The 15,746-nt window shown below is 34.5% G+C and carries 17 protein-coding genes; 6 read left to right on the top strand and 11 right to left on the bottom strand.

The window, feature by feature from the left end; translation table 11 throughout:
* The 6 genes from FLA105534_RS14095 to murQ form a co-directional block, all read right to left on the bottom strand.
* On the bottom strand, positions 1–780 hold the full coding sequence (locus tag FLA105534_RS14095) for a TerC family protein (protein ID WP_173966759.1): 780 nt from the start codon (positions 778–780) through the stop codon (positions 1–3).
* Between the two features lie 33 nt (positions 781–813).
* Entirely contained in the window at positions 814–1,185 is a 372-nt protein-coding gene (locus FLA105534_RS14090) for a DNA topoisomerase IV (RefSeq protein WP_173966758.1), read from the bottom strand.
* A gap of 57 nt (positions 1,186–1,242) precedes the next feature.
* Positions 1,243–1,827 carry a DUF1572 domain-containing protein gene (locus FLA105534_RS14085; RefSeq protein ID WP_173966757.1) on the bottom strand — a complete coding sequence of 195 codons (585 nt, stop codon included), beginning with the start codon at positions 1,825–1,827 and terminating at the stop codon, positions 1,243–1,245.
* Between the two features lie 63 nt (positions 1,828–1,890).
* Positions 1,891–2,478, bottom strand: coding sequence for a pentapeptide repeat-containing protein (locus FLA105534_RS14080; protein WP_173966756.1), 588 nt, complete (start codon positions 2,476–2,478; stop codon positions 1,891–1,893).
* A gap of 83 nt (positions 2,479–2,561) precedes the next feature.
* Positions 2,562–2,783: a DUF6095 family protein gene (locus FLA105534_RS14075; protein ID WP_017498392.1), complete on the bottom strand. Its 222-nt coding sequence runs from the start codon at positions 2,781–2,783 to the stop codon at positions 2,562–2,564.
* Between the two features lie 141 nt (positions 2,784–2,924).
* Positions 2,925–3,737, bottom strand: a complete 813-nt coding sequence (gene murQ / locus FLA105534_RS14070) for an N-acetylmuramic acid 6-phosphate etherase (RefSeq protein WP_173966755.1) — start codon at positions 3,735–3,737, stop codon at positions 2,925–2,927.
* Between the two features lie 182 nt (positions 3,738–3,919).
* On the opposite strand from murQ, the gene FLA105534_RS14065 reads away from it, so the two are divergent.
* Together FLA105534_RS14065 and FLA105534_RS14060 are read left to right on the top strand one after the other, a co-directional pair.
* A complete protein-coding gene (locus FLA105534_RS14065) occupies positions 3,920–5,068 on the top strand; it encodes a helix-turn-helix domain-containing protein (protein ID WP_173966754.1) in 1,149 nt (382 codons plus the stop codon).
* A gap of 154 nt (positions 5,069–5,222) precedes the next feature.
* Positions 5,223–7,610 (top strand): TonB-dependent receptor domain-containing protein, encoded by a 2,388-nt coding sequence (locus FLA105534_RS14060; protein WP_173966753.1) that lies wholly within the window; start codon positions 5,223–5,225, stop codon positions 7,608–7,610.
* A gap of 81 nt (positions 7,611–7,691) precedes the next feature.
* Here FLA105534_RS14060 and FLA105534_RS14055 read toward each other — a convergent pair whose 3' ends face one another.
* A complete protein-coding gene (locus FLA105534_RS14055) occupies positions 7,692–8,360 on the bottom strand; it encodes a ZIP family metal transporter (RefSeq protein WP_173966752.1) in 669 nt (222 codons plus the stop codon).
* A gap of 97 nt (positions 8,361–8,457) precedes the next feature.
* Positions 8,458–9,222 (bottom strand): class I SAM-dependent methyltransferase, encoded by a 765-nt coding sequence (locus FLA105534_RS14050; protein WP_173966751.1) that lies wholly within the window; start codon positions 9,220–9,222, stop codon positions 8,458–8,460.
* A 167-nt stretch (positions 9,223–9,389) separates the two neighbouring features.
* Here FLA105534_RS14050 and FLA105534_RS14045 point away from each other — a divergent pair, with 167 nt between their 5' ends.
* The 3 genes from FLA105534_RS14045 to FLA105534_RS14035 all read left to right on the top strand — a co-directional run bounded on the left by FLA105534_RS14045 (position 9,390) and on the right by FLA105534_RS14035 (position 11,693).
* Positions 9,390–10,553 carry a THUMP domain-containing class I SAM-dependent RNA methyltransferase gene (locus FLA105534_RS14045; protein WP_173966750.1) on the top strand — a complete coding sequence of 388 codons (1,164 nt, stop codon included), beginning with the start codon at positions 9,390–9,392 and terminating at the stop codon, positions 10,551–10,553.
* Between the two features lie 194 nt (positions 10,554–10,747).
* Positions 10,748–10,984, top strand: coding sequence for a hypothetical protein (locus FLA105534_RS14040; protein WP_017498385.1), 237 nt, complete (start codon positions 10,748–10,750; stop codon positions 10,982–10,984).
* A 16-nt stretch (positions 10,985–11,000) separates the two neighbouring features.
* Positions 11,001–11,693 (top strand): aspartate/glutamate racemase family protein, encoded by a 693-nt coding sequence (locus tag FLA105534_RS14035; protein WP_173966749.1) that lies wholly within the window; start codon positions 11,001–11,003, stop codon positions 11,691–11,693.
* A 64-nt stretch (positions 11,694–11,757) separates the two neighbouring features.
* Here FLA105534_RS14035 and FLA105534_RS14030 read toward each other — a convergent pair whose 3' ends face one another.
* The 3 genes from FLA105534_RS14030 to rlmD are packed head-to-tail and all read right to left on the bottom strand — an operon-like array spanning position 11,758 to position 14,519.
* A complete protein-coding gene (locus tag FLA105534_RS14030; RefSeq protein WP_173966748.1) occupies positions 11,758–12,573 on the bottom strand; it encodes a DUF6048 family protein in 816 nt (271 codons plus the stop codon).
* Positions 12,545–13,096, bottom strand: a complete 552-nt coding sequence (locus tag FLA105534_RS14025; protein ID WP_173966747.1) for a DUF6452 family protein — start codon at positions 13,094–13,096, stop codon at positions 12,545–12,547. Before FLA105534_RS14025 ends, FLA105534_RS14030 begins: the two co-directional genes overlap by 29 nt.
* Before the next feature lie 10 nt (positions 13,097–13,106).
* Positions 13,107–14,519: a 23S rRNA (uracil(1939)-C(5))-methyltransferase RlmD gene (gene rlmD / locus FLA105534_RS14020; protein WP_173966746.1), complete on the bottom strand. Its 1,413-nt coding sequence runs from the start codon at positions 14,517–14,519 to the stop codon at positions 13,107–13,109.
* A 195-nt stretch (positions 14,520–14,714) separates the two neighbouring features.
* Between rlmD and FLA105534_RS14015 the strand changes: the two genes are divergently transcribed.
* Positions 14,715–15,728 carry a sensor histidine kinase gene (locus tag FLA105534_RS14015; RefSeq protein ID WP_246253245.1) on the top strand — a complete coding sequence of 338 codons (1,014 nt, stop codon included), beginning with the start codon at positions 14,715–14,717 and terminating at the stop codon, positions 15,726–15,728.
* Positions 15,729–15,746 lie beyond the last annotated feature (18 nt).

Here is a 15,746-nt window from a genome sequence, read left to right as displayed (position 1 = left end):
TTAGTTTTGTGAATGTCTTTTTCGGATTCGCATATTGATAAATTCAACAGCAAGCGAAAACGAAATGGCAAAGTACAAATATCCTTTAGGGACAGCGCCAATATGCTCGCCTGCAAGCGCTGCATTCGATAAATGCATACTTTCTGTAATCAGCATAAAGCCAATCAGAATCAAAAACGAAAGACCTAATATTTGTATGGATGGGTTTTTGTTGACAAAATTTCCAACTGGAACCGCAAACAACATCATGACCAATACTGAAATAATAACTGCGGTAATCATGATCGTTAAAGCGCCATGAACTCCATTTGTCATACCAACAGCTGTTAAAATGGAGTCGACCGAAAAGATTAAATCGATCAACAGAATCTGCACAATGACGTTTGAGAATGATTTTTTAGCAACAGCCTTAAGTGTTTTTTCTTCTTCGGCGTGATGATCTACCTTTTCACTGATTTCTTTGGTGCTCTTATAAATCAGAAACAAACCACCCAGAAATAAAATTACGGCCTGACCGGTAAAATCTCCTTCAAACCAGCCCCAGTGAATACTAAAAAGAGTCGCTTTCATAGCAATTAGATACGAAATTCCCATCAACAGGGCGATACGCATAAACATTGCCAGAAACAGACCAATTCGGGTAGCTCGCTTTCGATCTTCCTCTGGTAACTTTCCCGTAACGATCGATATGAAAATAATATTATCGATTCCCAGAACAATTTCAAGAAAAGTCAATGTTAGTAAGGCGATCCATGCGTCAGGATTTAGAAATACTTCCATACTAAAAGTGTTTTAAAACATTTTATAGATTATTTACTCAACTCTTACTACCGTTCCGCGTTGTTTTTGGTCAGAACCTACCATTCCAAATTCAAAAGTATAAGAATCTTTAGAAGTGGTTAGAATTTTCATGCTGATGGCTTTTTCTTCAGCCATATTTTTAGGATGCTTTTTCTGCAAGATGTATTCGCAATCACTTACCCAACGTACTGTTGAAGTATCTGTTTTGCCTTCAAAAGTTTCGATTTCGATATTGTCTTTACGTTCAAAAACCGTTGTTTTTTTAACACCATTTACTTCAAACTCAAATTTGAATTTTCCGTTTTTGAAATCTTTGCAGTTGTGTTCTGCATTATAACAGGAGAATAAAGTGATTAAGGGTAACAGGAATATAATTTTTTTCATTTTTAAAATTTAATTGTTCTATAGATTATAAAAGATGAGGCTTCCATTTATAGAAGATTAATCATCATTCGAAAGTTTTTTCAATTCATCATCCGTAAAGTTCTTGATTTCTTTTTCCTTGGCAAACTTTTCGGCATTGTAATTTCCGGATTTATTTTTCGGAATGGATAAACTGTCCCAGTCACCTTTTTTTAATTGTTTGGCATAAAAAACAATCTGTCCGATATGATAAGGATAATGTGCCAGTTGTCGATTGATGGCTTCAATAACCGTATGCCCTTCGTTACGGATATAAATGATATCTGAAAGCTGTTCCGGTTGCAAGCTGTTTAAAGTATTCAAAAAACAATCCCAGCCTTTATTCCAGCTAACGATGACTTCTTCTTTTGATTGCAGGTCATTTTCAAATTCCGAATCGCGATTGCGCCATTCTTTTTCACCGTCAGAAGTCAGAAAATCTGTCCAGCGCGAAAGCATATTACCGGAGACATGTTTGACAATGGTGGCAATGCTGTTGGTATCTTCATTTAGGGTAACAAAAAGTTGTTCAGGTTCTAATTGCGCGATGGCTTTTTCGCCCAGCATTTTATAGTATAAAAACTGTTTTTTAACGCTTTCTAAATAGGAATCAGTTGCTTTCATAATGATACATTTGGTTTAGCGGAAATAGGGTTTTATTTTATAGCAGGAATTCGCGACAGAAAACTACACAATTTTGATATCATATTTGTCTAATAACCCAGTAATTCCCTGAGTTGAAAATTGAGCTTTTCGCATTGGATTAAACTCAGGATCAATTTTATAATTGTAAGCGGTTCTAAAATCGGTACTTGCCAGTTGGGTGTCGTTAAAAATAGCTCCTTCAAGATTACAATTGTCAAATAACGAACTGGTCAGATTGCATCCAATAAAAGTCACTTCCCGCAAAGAGGAGTTGATGAATTTAGTTTTAGGCATTTTTTTGTTCGAAAAAGCAGCATAATCTAACGTACTATCTTCAAAATAAACCTGGAATAAAAAATCATCACATTCGTTAAAAGCAATGCCCAGAAGTTTGCAATTTTTGAAAGTAACATTTTTTAGACTGGTACTAAACAGACTTGTCATTGATAAATTGCAATCAATAAACTCGCAGTCTAAAAAGGTATTATAAGCAAAATTACTGTTCGAAAAATCACAATTCTTAAAAACACAATTCTTAAAAACACAATCTTCAAATTCCCGATTGTTTATTTTCTTATCAATATAAGTGACTTTTTCGAAGGTTTTCTGAATGTGAATTAGACTTTCCATACAATTATATTGAATATTTTTTTGCAGATTAGTAGTTGAATTTTGGTTACAACTATTTGGGTTTAATGATAATCACTATTGCTTTAGTCATTAAACAAACCTTTCATAATGATTTTCAATCCGTAAAAGATCAAAAACATGGCGCTTAAACAAGCTACAATTCCAATGCCCAGAACCAGATAGTGCCAGTTGGTATGTTGATTCATAAAAGCATTATAAATTAACGATGGTCCAATAAACAATAGAGGCAATGAACCCGATAAATATTTAATTCCTTTTCCCAGTAATTCTTTATTTGTTGCCATTTTTTTGTTTCAGGTTTTTGACAGTTTCAAGTTTGAGGTTTCAAGTTTCAAGTTCAGAAATTTACGATCAGAAGGTCATGATTATTTTACATCTCACATTTCACATCTCACTATAAACATTTCACTAAAAAACATCTCACATTAAAGATTATAATTGTCGACAGCGTTTCTTACACTGCCGTATTTTTTTAATAATTCACTGGCTTGTTCATAGGATACAGGAATTTCTCCCATTATCATTTTTACACCACGATCTACTAGTTTTATATTGCTCAATTGCATATCGACCATTTTGTTGCCTTTTACTTTTCCAAGCTGAATCATTGCCGCAGTCGAAATCATGTTAAGTACTAATTTTTGAGCTGTTCCGGCTTTCATTCGGGAACTTCCTGTGACAAATTCCGGTCCTACCACAACTTCAATTGGAAATTGAGCTGTAAGTGCCAATGGGCTTCCTGCATTGTTGGTGATACAGCCTGTAAGGATGTTATTTTGATTGCAACTTTCTAAACCACCTATAACATAAGGTGTAGTTCCCGAAGCTGCAATACCAATCACCACATCATTTTTATCAATATTATTGGCCTGCAAATCGATCCAGGCCTGTGTGGCGTTATCTTCGGCATTTTCTACGGCACGGCGAATGGCAGTGTCACCACCGGCAATAATTCCGTTTACTAAATCAAAAGGAACACCAAAAGTAGGAGGGCATTCTGAAGCATCGACAACACCTAAACGTCCCGATGTTCCGGCTCCGATATAAAATAAGCGGCCTCCTAATTTCAATTTGGAAACCACTTGTGTTATTAAAGTTTCAATTTGCGGAATCGCTTTTTCGACTGCATCCGGAACAGTTTTGTCTTCCTGATTGATGTTAACCAAAAGTTCATGAACCGACATTTCTTCTAAATGTTCGTATTTTGAGGCCTGTTCTGTAGTTTTTGTAAAGGTCATTTTTTCATGTTAATTGAACTGGGTCAAAATTAATCTTTTTTATTGCAATCCCGAAATTTAGAACGTAAACTCACAAAGATTTAAAATCGTAACGGTTATGATTTTTGATGAAACGATTGCTTTATTGAACTTCTATTACAACAACTAAAATATTATATTTGTTAAATAATTAAAAAATTGGAATGGATATAATTAGCTTTTTAACGAGTATCGCAAAAATATCAGTTTTTGTTTCATTATTACTGGCATTCTTTTTACTCACTGTGAAAACAAAAAACAAACTGGCAAACGGACTATTTGCTTTTTATTTGATATTTTTTGCCATTGACAATAGCGGGATGTTTATTGACGATGAATTTATTAAAGCTCATTTTAATTTAGAATTTTTCAGATGGACGGTTTGTTCTCTAGTATTACCTTTTTTTTATCTGTATGTCTTATCAGTTTGTTTTGCAGATTTTCGATTAAAAGCAAAGCATTTATTGCATGCAATTCCATTTGTACTCATAAATATATTTTACCTTTTCAGACTTTACTTTTTAACGAATGAAGCTAAAATAGTATTCTATAAACACCGCGATCAAACGCCTGAAATGTCATCTTTGTTTCTTGCCTTGGCCTTGCAAATTGTATTTTATAGTATTGGAGTATTTTTTGTTTTAAAAAAATACAAAGCAATATACCAGGAAAATTATGCGAACCCGAGAAGTTCTGTTTTTAAATGGTTACTTCAAATATCTACTATATTTTTTGTTTTGTATTACTTGTGTATTGCTAAGAATGCTTTAAGATACATTGACTTCGATTCGTTATGGATTTGGACGAACGTTATCTTACAGCTGATGGTTTTAGTAATAACCTGTTGGTTTGTACTAAAAGCCCTGAATCATCCGGAGCTTTTTCGTGGGATAGATTCCAAATTGCAATTAGCCAAAGATATTCTTCCTGAAGAGAATGAAAGTAATATCGAGGCAAAAGAGTATCAAAATGAAGTGATTGCAGGTCAAATTTCGACCTTGAAATTGTATATGGCACAAAAGGAACCTTTTCTTGATCCGTCGCTCACGATTCAGGAGCTTTCTAACCAGATTAATATACCGGTTCGCGATTTATCGGTTTTGATTAACCATCATATCGATCAACACTTTTTTGATTTTGTAAATGAATATCGCATTCAAAAAGCAATGAATATTCTGAAAGATCAGTCCAAGAGTCAGCTTACGGTCTTGGAAATTTTGTATGAAGTAGGTTTTAATTCAAAATCGTCGTTTAATACCTCCTTTAAAAAATATACTAATTTAACGCCAACAGCTTATCGGAATGCTTCATAATAAGGACTTTGCATAAAGTACTACTTTGTGTTGGAAAAAGTCGAACTCATTTCTTCTGAGAAAATGAGTTCGACTTTTTTTTGTCGGTCGAATTCTCAAAATTTCCAGGGCAACTTTGCTTCAAATTAATCGAACAAGTTTAAAACCAGAAATTATGAAAAAAGTTTGCCTCCTTATTATTTTAGTACTGCCGGTGTTTGTTTTGGCACAAACTACTGCAAAATTAAAAGGAAAAATAGCCAGCGAAACAACTGCATTAGAATGGGTAGATGTTTCTGTATTTAATTTAGAAGGAAAGATTATAGAAGGAACCACAAGTAAACAAGACGGTTCTTTTGAAATTAGTCTAAAAGAAGGTTCTTATAAAATTGGAATAAGTCTTTTGGGATTTATAGATTACGAAAAGCATATTACGATTGAAAAAGATATCGATTTAAAGACCATAGTTTTGAAAGAGAACACCACTCAATTAGGCGAGGTTGTGATCAAAACTCAAAAAAAGACGATTGAGCAAAAAACAGATCGCTTGGTTTATAACCTTGAAAACAATGTAACAACGGTTGGAGGTGATGCTTTAAGTGCTATAAATACAGCACCGGGTGTTGTGGTTCAAAAAGATGTGATTAATATTTTAGGTAAAGGCGCTTCACGTGTGATGATCGACGGACGTATCGTTGAATTAACCGGTGAGGAACTAAACAATTACTTAAAATCAATCTCGGCAGCAGATATCAAAAATATCGAGATTATTAGCACTCCTCCGGCAAAATATGAAGCCGAAGGAACAGGAGGGCTCATTAATATTATACTGAAAAAAGGTGCCCGAAACGCCTGGAAAAACACAACTACTACATCTTACGATCAAAATAAGTACGGGGCATTGACTTTGAGAAATAACTTCTTTTATAACAAAAATAAGTTTCGATTCTCGGCCAGTATTAATGGAAAAGCAGGGCATAAATACGCTGATGAATTTCTGGACATGTATTTCCCCGACGGGCTTTCGGAAATGATTATAAAAACAAAATTTAACGATCAGAATTTATCCGGAAAAGTAGCTTTGGATTATGATTTTTCAGATCGTATAACAGCTGGTTTTCAGTTTTTAAACGATAGAAGTAACCCGGATTTTGATTCGGATATCAGAATCAATAATTACAATACCAAAAACGAATTGGATAATTATATTCTGAACAATAGTTTTGTGGATAAAAAGTCTGGTAATCAGACGTATCACGGACATTTGATTACAAAATTGGATTCTTTGAACAGAAAACTGTCTTTTGATGTAGATTACTTTAATTACGATTCCAAATTTGACAGAAGTTCTATTGCCAATAATTACCGACCAGACAATACTTTCGTGGGGATCAATCAGGCAGCCAGAAATATTTCGAATCAGGAAATTGATAACTGGAGTTTCAAGGCAGATATGGAGCATCCGCTTGATGCATTTAACTTGTCATACGGTGCAAAAATGAGTTTTACAAACAGCAAAAGTTATATACTTTATTACGATACAATTACGGGGGTACCGGTACTGGATCCCAACCAATCCAACCGATTTAAATATACAGAGAACAATCAGGCGGTTTACATTAACGGAGATAAAAAACTCAGCGAAAAATGGAATCTTCAACTTGGTTTACGACTTGAGAATACTAAAACAAACGGTTTTTCGGAGACCTTAAACGAGGAAACAAAGAATAATTATCTGAGATTGTTTCCAACGGTTTATGTTTCGTATAAGAAAAATGAAAACAACAATTTCAGCTTAAATTATGGAAAAAGAATCAGCAGACCTCAGTTTGACTTGATGAATCCGTTTCGTAATTATATTAACAGTAACAGTTATTCAGAGGGAAATCCGTTTTTAAGACCCTCCTTCAGTGATAATTTCGAATTTACCCATTCGTACAAAGGAACCCTGAGAACCAGTGTTTTCTTAAACGTGATCAATGATGGTTACGGTGTCATTTTTACTTCAATTCCGGAAACCAGTACACAGATTGTAACCAGAGAAAATTATTTTAAGGATCTAAAATATGGAGTAGGAGAAAGTTATTCGGCTAGTTTTGCAGATTGGTGGCAAAGCGAAAACACGTTGTATTTCTTAGGATCAAAAACAAAGTTTATAAAAGATATTCATGCCACGCCATCCAATAGTTTAGAAGTTAATTTTTCAACTAACAATACATTCTCATTGAGCAAAACGAGTAAACTTCAAATTGATTTTAACTATAATACACCTTCTAAAAGTGGTTTGTACAAAACAGGATATATGTCGAGTTTTGATATTGGATTTAAGCAGGAATTGTTGGGTAAATCAATGCAAATTGCTTTTCTGGCCAATGATATTTTTAATACTTCTTATTTAAAAGATCTTGTTTCGGTTGTAAATGGTGTAAAGCAAGTGTACAGTCAGAATTTCTCGAACCGATTTTTGCGTTTGTCCGTTATTTATAATTTCGGAAATAAAAAGATAAACGTAAAGCAACGTGATTTCGGAAATCAGGAGGAGAAAAACAGAACTGGGAATTAGGTTTATAAGGTGAGATGTGAGATGTAAAAAGTGAAATGTAAGAAGCAGAGAAGAAAGTTTTCTGCTTCCCGGGTTTCCAAACTACAATATAAAGGCCAAAAGAACCCCAAGAACAATCATAGAGACTTTGGCAACATTAAACTTGTGTCCTTCGCTGCTTTCGAAAATAATTGTGGAGGAAATGTGAAATAAGATTCCAATTACAATGGCCGTAATCTCTGTATAATATTTGCTTAAAATAGGCAGATATTCAGAGGCAACGGTTCCTAGTGGAGTCATTACTGCAAAGGTAAGCATGAAGGCAAAAATGGCCTTTTTATTCAGGTCGGCATTGATAAAAAAAGTAGTTAAAATTACGGCGATTGGCAAATGATGAATTGCGATTCCAAGCGCCAAACCATGATGATGACTTACGGGGAAACCTTCCAGAAAAGCATGAATACACAAACTAGTAAATAGGAGCCACGGAATCTGAGACATCTTAGCATGTCCGTGAACGTGTCCATGTTCTGCTCCTTTAGAGAAAAATTCAAGTATAATCTGGAATAAAATTCCAACCATGATAAAGATTCCGATATTAGCATTGTGTGTTTCGTAAACTTCCGGCAACAAATGCATTACGGTTAATGACAATAAAAATGAACCGCTAAAAGCAAGCAATAGTTTTAGGTTGGTTTTGCTTTTTGGTTTTAAAAACAAAGCCACCATATAACCTAAAAGTACAGAAAATAAGGGTAGTAGATAATTCATTCTTTATTGTTTAATCGTTGATTTGTTTAATCGTTTAATTGTTTTTTGTTTAGCGATCAAACGGTTAAACAAAAAACAATTAAACGATTCTCCAATTTTATTTAAAAATCATGATTAATCGTTCGCTTTCAGTTTTGTGGAATTTTTTGAGTCTGTAATCTCCAAAAATATCCAACAGGAAAATACCGGCTTCGGCCATTAGTTCTTCAAAATCTTTTAAAGTTAAGGCTTTTACTTTTTCTGTGAAATGGTACTTTTTCCCCTGATCCTCAAAATCTATTTCTTTAAAAATATGTCCGTCTTCAACATATCTTTTGATTTTGAAATCAATCCCGTCTACATTTTTTACTTCTTCCGGTACCAATGTTTCGATAACCTGAGTAACATTCATAAAATCGATAACTGCAAAACCATATTCAGATAAACTTTCTTTAATGGCTTTAAGTGTTGTCAAATTGTCGTCGTCGCTTTCGAAATATCCAAAACTGGTAAATAAATTAAAAATGGCATCAAATTTTTCTTCAAATGGTTCACGCATATCGTGCACCTTAAAATGCAGAGTTTCGTTACTGTTTTTATTGGCTTCGGCGATACTGTTTTCAGACAAATCGGCTCCTAAGACATTAAAGCCTAATTGATTTAAATAGATCGAATGGCGCCCTTTTCCGCAAGCTAAATCCAATACTTTTGCTTTTTCCGGAAGATTCAGATAATGGGTCAGATTGTCCATGAAAATCTGAGCTTCGCGATAATTTCGGTCTTTATAAAGGATGTGGTAATAGGGAGTATCAAACCATGAAGTAAACCAATTTTCGGTATTACGTTCCTGATTTGGTGAGGATGAGTTTGCTGCTTCAGACATTTATTCTATTTCAATTAATTCAAAGTCCCGCAAATTTAGTGTATTTTTGCCGAAAAATAACTATTTCGCAACGATACCTCACGAATCATTGCAGAGATGCAGCAGGTGTACAGAGATGCAGATGCAGAGATGAACAGCAGTGCATTTGAAATAATTCAAAAATAAAGATGGAAGAAAATTTTAGAATGATAGCCAAATGTTTTTTTGGTTTTGAAGAAATATTAGAGAATGAATTGCGTGCTCTTGGTGCTCAGGATGTCGAAAAAGGAGTGCGAATGGTAAGCTTTAAAGGCGATAAAGGTTTTATGTACAAAGCTAATTTATCGCTTCGTACAGCGCTTAAAGTTTTAAAACCTATTTATTCGTTCAGAGCCAATAATGAGCAGGCATTGTATAAAGGAATTTCGGGTGTAAATTGGTCAAAACTATTAAATGCCAATCAGACTTTTGTGATTGATGCGACCGTGCATTCGACTTATTTTAACCACTCTGAATTTGTTTCTCAAAAATGTAAAGATGCTATTGTAGATCAGTTTAGAGAAAGAACCGGACAGCGTCCGAGTATCGACAAAGCTTTTCCTGATTTAAGAATCAATGTTCATATCGATAAAGATCAGGTTTCGGTTGCACTGGATACTTCAGGGAATTCATTGCATCAGCGTGGTTACAGAACCGCAACGAATATTGCGCCAATCAACGAAGTTTTGGCAGCAGGAGTATTATTATTGTCAGGATGGGAAGGACAAAGTCATTTTTTAGATCCAATGTGTGGTTCGGGAACTTTCTTGGCCGAAGCGGCTATGATTGCCTGTAATATTCCGGCGAATATTAACCGTAAAGAATTTGCATTCGAAAAATGGAAAGACTGGGATAATGATCTCTTCGATCAGATTGTAAACAGTTTGATGAAAAAAACAAAGGAGTTTCATTATACGATAAAAGGTTTTGATAAAGCACCAAGTGCTGTAAATAAAGCCAAAGACAATATCAGAAATGCCAATTTGGAGGATTATGTTACCGTAGAAGAAAATAACTTTTTTGATACAGAAAAAGCTGTAGAAGGAAAATTACACATGGTTTTCAATCCGCCTTACGATGAGCGTTTGGATATTCATATGGAAGAATTCTACAAAAATATAGGAGATACTCTAAAGAAAAGTTATCCGGGAACAAATGCCTGGTTTATTACAGCAAATCTGGAAGCTCTGAAATTTGTAGGTCTAAAACCATCCCGAAAAATTAAACTTTTCAACGCAAGTCTTGAAGCACGTTTAGTAAAGTACGAAATGTACGAGGGAAGCAAGAGAACGAAATTTCAAGTTAACGAATAGTTGCAAAGAGACAAAGGTTCAGAGGTACAAAGAAAACATATTTTGTCGCTTTGAGTTTTTGTAACTCTGAGTCCAATAAAAAGATCAAATTTAAAATTTAGTAATAGTTGCAAAGAAACAAGGCGTCATAAACACAAAGAGAAAGCCTTTGTCGCTTTGAACCTCTGGAACTTTGAACCTTTAAAAAGAAAAAAATGACAAAACTACAAGTAAGAGCTTTTTTATACCAATTAGGATGTTTCGCAATTCTATTTATTTTAGGGAGATTTTTGGTAGCTTCTTATACTGGATTAACCGGATTTTGGATTCCGATGACCGCTTTTATTGTGGCCACTTTAATTTCGCCTAAATTTCAGTCGGTAAAAACCAAAGACGGAGAAAAGCTTTTCATGAAATGGATTTTTATAAAAGGAATTAGAGAAATTGGATAATTAATTTGATTTTTATATGAGGATAATTGGACTTATAGGTGGAATTAGCTGGGTTTCTACAGCAGATTATTATAAACTTGTAAACGAGGGAATAAATGATAAGCTGGGAGGGCTTAATTTCTCGGAGTGTTTGATCTACTCTTTCAATTATGCTGATATTAAAAAGAACAATGATGCCAATGATTGGGATTCGACTTTTAATATGCTTTTAAAAGGATGTCAGTTTCTTCAGCAGGGCGGGGCAGAAGCTATTGTTTTATGTGCTAATACCATGCATTTGATTGCTGAGCGACTTCAAGAAGCGATTGATATACCAATTATTCATATTGCAACTGCAACCGCGGTAGAAATTCAGAAAGAAGCAATTAAAAAAGTGGGTTTACTGGGAACTAAGTTTACCATGGAACTCGATTTTTTTAAAGATAAATTGGCCGAGAACGGAATTGAAACTATTATTCCGAAGAATGATGCCGACCGTGATTTTATGCACGCCACAATTTTTGAAGAGTTGGGAAGAGGCTTGGTAACAGAGGCAACTAAAAAACGGTATCTGGAAATTGCCAATCAATTGATTGAAGAGGGAGCTGAGGGGATTATTTTAGGTTGTACCGAAATTCCTTTAGTGATAAAACCCGAAGATATTTCTGTTCCGGTTTTTGATACCACTTTAATTCATTCGATGGCTGCTGTTGAATTTCAATTATCATAAAATGAAAAAATCCAAATTCTAATAGATTACTATTGGAATTTGGATTTTTTTATAATAGAGCTTATTACTTTTTAATGGTCTCTTTTTTTATTAATTCAGGAATGATTGTCTTTTTCTTGTAAAGCGGAATAAAGTAAGAAACGGTATAGTTAAACCCGATTCCGAAACTACCATCGTACGTCCTGTTAAAGCCCGGAATGTAAAGATTATCAAAGCCCGAAGGTTTTTGGTTGGCGGCTAAAAGTTTTAACTGAACTCCAAAGCCTACAAACACATTGTTGAAAACTTTTGCTTTTACTCCCAATGCAACTTCAATCCAGCCTGCTGTAAGGCCATTGTATTTTTCTCCGGAAACAATTGCTGGTTGTTCTCCCCAATACGGATTTGCGTTGTAAATCTTATAGGTGTTTAATTGTTGGCTAAAAGTACTGAAGCCGCCTCGCATACCTATTGTAATTAAATTTTCCATGTCCAGCCAGTTTTGGTACAAATTGTAATCAAAACCTCCTTTAATATAAGTTCCGGTTGCGGTCGAATTTAATCGATCATCATCCGTGGTTTTGTCTTCAAAACCAAGTTCAGCAGCCAGGTAGTATTTTTTTGTCAGACGAAAATCACCCGTAACCTCAATACCCTTGTAGTTCTTATCGTATAATCCACGGGTTAATTTGTACAAATCAACTCCTACGCGAAGTCCGTAACGATCCGTTTTGATACTATCCAGTTTGGTTTCCTTAACAGCCGGTTTGGCTGCCTGGGGCTTCGGATTTGTTTTAACGGCTTCTTTCGTTACTGTTGTGGTTGATGTTTCCTGAGAATGACCCAAAAACATTGAAAACAATAAACAAATACTAAAAATATATCTCAACATGTGTCTCATTTTCAAGTTCAACATTAAGCTTTTTTATAAAAATCTGCTTGATCCACAATATGTCATTTCCGGAGTCAGCTAAAGAGAAAGGTTTTAATTGATCAAGTGTAAAGGTGGTTTTAAAGCCGCAAGCTCTCGATACATACACATTTTGATGGGTGTAATAAAAAGTTAAAATGTCTGTATTTTTTGTTGCAGGATTAGTACTTAAAGAGTTGTAAACAAAACGATAAGTTGTAGTATTCTGATCTGTCCTTAAGGGGATTGAAACAGTGTTTGAATTGGTTACATATCTTGCAGGATTCGTCTCGTCTGTTATGCTTTTATTAAAAACAATTCCTTTATTTTCTCCCTCTGCTCCTCCAATTACCATTAGATCTTTTACATTTTGTTTTAGAGTAGGTTCGGCGTCGCTATAGAATGTAATTACTAATCTTGGAGTAGTAGGAGTATTGGCATCACAAATGTCGTCTTTCTCACAACTGGACAGACCAAAAGTAAAGATTAGTAAAAGAGAGATTATTTTTTTCATTTAAGTTTTATTATCGAAGTTCTAAAAGTACAACATTTTCGACATGATGCGTTTGTGGAAACATATCAACAGGTCTAACGCGCGTTACCTTGTATTTTTCATCCATTAAAGCCAAATCACGTGCCTGAGTTGCTGAATTACAACTTACATAAACTACTTTTTCAGGAGCAATCTTCAAAATTTGATCAATAACCGCGGCATGCATTCCATCTCTTGGTGGATCTGTGATAATAACATCCGGTTTTCCGTGCTGAGCAATGAAAGCTTCGTTGAAAACAACTTTCATATCACCTACAAAAAACTCACAATTGGTAATATTATTGCGTTCTGCATTGGCTTTCGCATCTAAAATTGCTTCGGGAACACTTTCGACACCAATTACTTTTTTGGCTTTTTTAGAAACAAACTGTGCAATAGTTCCAGTTCCGGTATACAAATCATAAACCGTTTCGTTACCAGTAAGTCCGGCAAAATCACGGGTTATCTTGTATAATTCATAAGCCTGATCTGAATTGGTCTGGTAGAAAGATTTAGCGTTGATGCTGAATTTTAAACCTTCCATTTCTTCCAGTATATAATCTCTTCCTTTGTACAATTTAATATCCTGATCGTAAATCGTATCGTTTTGTTTGGAGTTTACCACATATTGCAATGAAGTAATCTGCGGAAACTTTTTGTAAAGATGATCTAAAATCAATTCACGGTTTTTAGGATCGTTTTCAAAAAACTGAATCAAAACCATGATTTCACCAGTAGATGCCGTACGAATCATTACTGTTCTTAGTAAACCGGAATGTTCTCTCGGATTAAAGAAGGCCAGATTATGATCGTTTGCAAAAGCCCTGATTTCATTTCTGATGGCATTTGAAGGATCTTCCTGCAAATGACATTTTTGAATGTCCAGAATTTTGTCCCACATTTTCGGAATATGAAACCCTAAGGCATTTCGGTTTCCTAAGTCTTCTGTGCTTTCAATTTCCTTTTCGGTTAGCCAGCGGCTGTTAGAAAATGAAAATTCCATCTTGTTTCTGTAGAAAAACTGTTTTTCAGAACCTAAGATGTTTTCGAATTCAGGAAGTTCTACTTTCCCGATGCGCTGCAAATGATTTTTTACTTCGTTTTGTTTGTAATACAGCTGTTGACTGTATTTCATATTTTGCCATTTACATCCTCCACAAACCCCAAAATGATCGCATATTGGCTCAATACGATGTTCTGATAATTCGTGAAATTTTACGGCTTTGCCTTCATAGTAGGCTTTTCTTTTCTTAAAGGTTTGTACGTCTACTACATCGCCAGGAACGACATTCGGAATAAAGATTACTTTTCCGTCAGGAGCTTTTGCTACTGATACTCCTTTTGCTCCTGCATCAAGAACCTGAATTTGATGAAAGACAACTTTGTCTGTATTTTTTCTTCCCATAGCGCAAAAATAAGGGTTTGTAAACTTTTATAAATTTAATTTTTAAAATATTTTATCAAATTCCCTAATTTAGTCGTTTAATCGAGTTTAAAAGTTAACTTTGTTTATAACAATCACCCTGAATACTGCATTTTTAACCTATTAGTATTGTTGTCTTTTATGAAGTTGTATCATAGTCTGTCACAAATTGGCTTTTTGAAGAAAAGTTACGCTTTCAAATTTTTGTTTGTTGCTTTTATCGGTATTCATATTCCCCTGATTGGAATCTTGTTTTATGTATTGTATTATAATCACAGTGTTTCGGCTACTTCTATTTTGATTTTTTCTCTGGTTATGACTTTATTGGCAACATTGTTGACACTGTTGGTTTTAAACCACTTAATTAAGCCTATTTCCATAGCTTCGAAAGCCTTGGACGATTACAGAAATAATAGAAGATTATCTATTTTACCAACAGAATATAGTGATGAGGCAGGGTTGTTATTGTGTAATATTCAGGAATCTATTTATGAATCAGAAAGTTTTATCAATGAAAAACAGGATTTGATCTATATGCTTTCGCATGATTTGAAAAATTTTGCAGGAAATCCGCAGGGGTTGGCAAGGCTGATTATAAGTGAAAATCCATCAGAATCTGTTCGTCAGTTAGCAGAATTGATTTGTGAATCGACTAATTTGCAATTTAGATACATTGAAAACTTCATTAAACTATTGCAGGAACAGGATAGGGTAGTGAAAGGGAATTTAGAAATGAGAATGATTTCATTTCCTAATATTTTGCCTTTTATCAACGAACAGGTAGAGCAACGTTTGATCGATAAGAACATTAAATTAAGTTTGAACTTGGAGATGGTTGAGGCAAAGTTAAGAATTGATGAAGGCTTGCTGGTTCAGGTTTTGGTGAATTTGATTAGCAATGCTGTTAAATTTTCTTATTTTGACAGTGAAGTTAAAGTTCGAATTTATACGGAAGATGGAAGATTTATTGTAACGGTTACAGACAACGGAATTGGTTTTGATAAAACTCAGATTGATGAGCTCTTTAAGAAATTTACAAAAATGAGCCGACTGGGCACTGCTAACGAATCTTCGACAGGAATTGGTTTGTATCTGTGTAAAAAAATAATTGAGAAGAACAAAGGAAAGCTTACGGCTTCCAGTGATGGAAAAAATAAAGGAGCTGAATTTAGAATCGAGTTTGAATTGTAGTTTTCCTAATTTAGAAGT

The organism is Flavobacterium collinsii, from assembly GCF_902804485.1.
Lineage (GTDB): Bacteria > Bacteroidota > Bacteroidia > Flavobacteriales > Flavobacteriaceae > Flavobacterium > Flavobacterium collinsii.
The sequence above is the reverse complement of the archived record's forward strand: the minus strand, read 5'-3'. Positions and strand labels throughout refer to the sequence as shown.

What these genes read in the sequence shown, in the direction of transcription:
- FLA105534_RS14095 (WP_173966759.1), bottom strand. Translation starts at nt 780, where the DNA reads ATGGAAGTATTTCTAAATCCTGACGCATGGATCGCCTTACTAACATTG.
- FLA105534_RS14090 (WP_173966758.1), bottom strand. Translation starts at nt 1,185, where the DNA reads ATGAAAAAAATTATATTCCTGTTACCCTTAATCACTTTATTCTCCTGT.
- FLA105534_RS14085 (WP_173966757.1), bottom strand. Translation starts at nt 1,827, where the DNA reads ATGAAAGCAACTGATTCCTATTTAGAAAGCGTTAAAAAACAGTTTTTA.
- FLA105534_RS14080 (WP_173966756.1), bottom strand. Translation starts at nt 2,478, where the DNA reads ATGGAAAGTCTAATTCACATTCAGAAAACCTTCGAAAAAGTCACTTAT.
- FLA105534_RS14075 (WP_017498392.1), bottom strand. Translation starts at nt 2,783, where the DNA reads ATGGCAACAAATAAAGAATTACTGGGAAAAGGAATTAAATATTTATCG.
- murQ (WP_173966755.1), bottom strand. Translation starts at nt 3,737, where the DNA reads ATGACCTTTACAAAAACTACAGAACAGGCCTCAAAATACGAACATTTA.
- FLA105534_RS14065 (WP_173966754.1), top strand. Translation starts at nt 3,920, where the DNA reads ATGGATATAATTAGCTTTTTAACGAGTATCGCAAAAATATCAGTTTTT.
- FLA105534_RS14060 (WP_173966753.1), top strand. Translation starts at nt 5,223, where the DNA reads ATGAAAAAAGTTTGCCTCCTTATTATTTTAGTACTGCCGGTGTTTGTT.
- FLA105534_RS14055 (WP_173966752.1), bottom strand. Translation starts at nt 8,360, where the DNA reads ATGAATTATCTACTACCCTTATTTTCTGTACTTTTAGGTTATATGGTG.
- FLA105534_RS14050 (WP_173966751.1), bottom strand. Translation starts at nt 9,222, where the DNA reads ATGTCTGAAGCAGCAAACTCATCCTCACCAAATCAGGAACGTAATACC.
- FLA105534_RS14045 (WP_173966750.1), top strand. Translation starts at nt 9,390, where the DNA reads ATGGAAGAAAATTTTAGAATGATAGCCAAATGTTTTTTTGGTTTTGAA.
- FLA105534_RS14040 (WP_017498385.1), top strand. Translation starts at nt 10,748, where the DNA reads ATGACAAAACTACAAGTAAGAGCTTTTTTATACCAATTAGGATGTTTC.
- FLA105534_RS14035 (WP_173966749.1), top strand. Translation starts at nt 11,001, where the DNA reads ATGAGGATAATTGGACTTATAGGTGGAATTAGCTGGGTTTCTACAGCA.
- FLA105534_RS14030 (WP_173966748.1), bottom strand. Translation starts at nt 12,573, where the DNA reads ATGAGACACATGTTGAGATATATTTTTAGTATTTGTTTATTGTTTTCA.
- FLA105534_RS14025 (WP_173966747.1), bottom strand. Translation starts at nt 13,096, where the DNA reads ATGAAAAAAATAATCTCTCTTTTACTAATCTTTACTTTTGGTCTGTCC.
- rlmD (WP_173966746.1), bottom strand. Translation starts at nt 14,519, where the DNA reads ATGGGAAGAAAAAATACAGACAAAGTTGTCTTTCATCAAATTCAGGTT.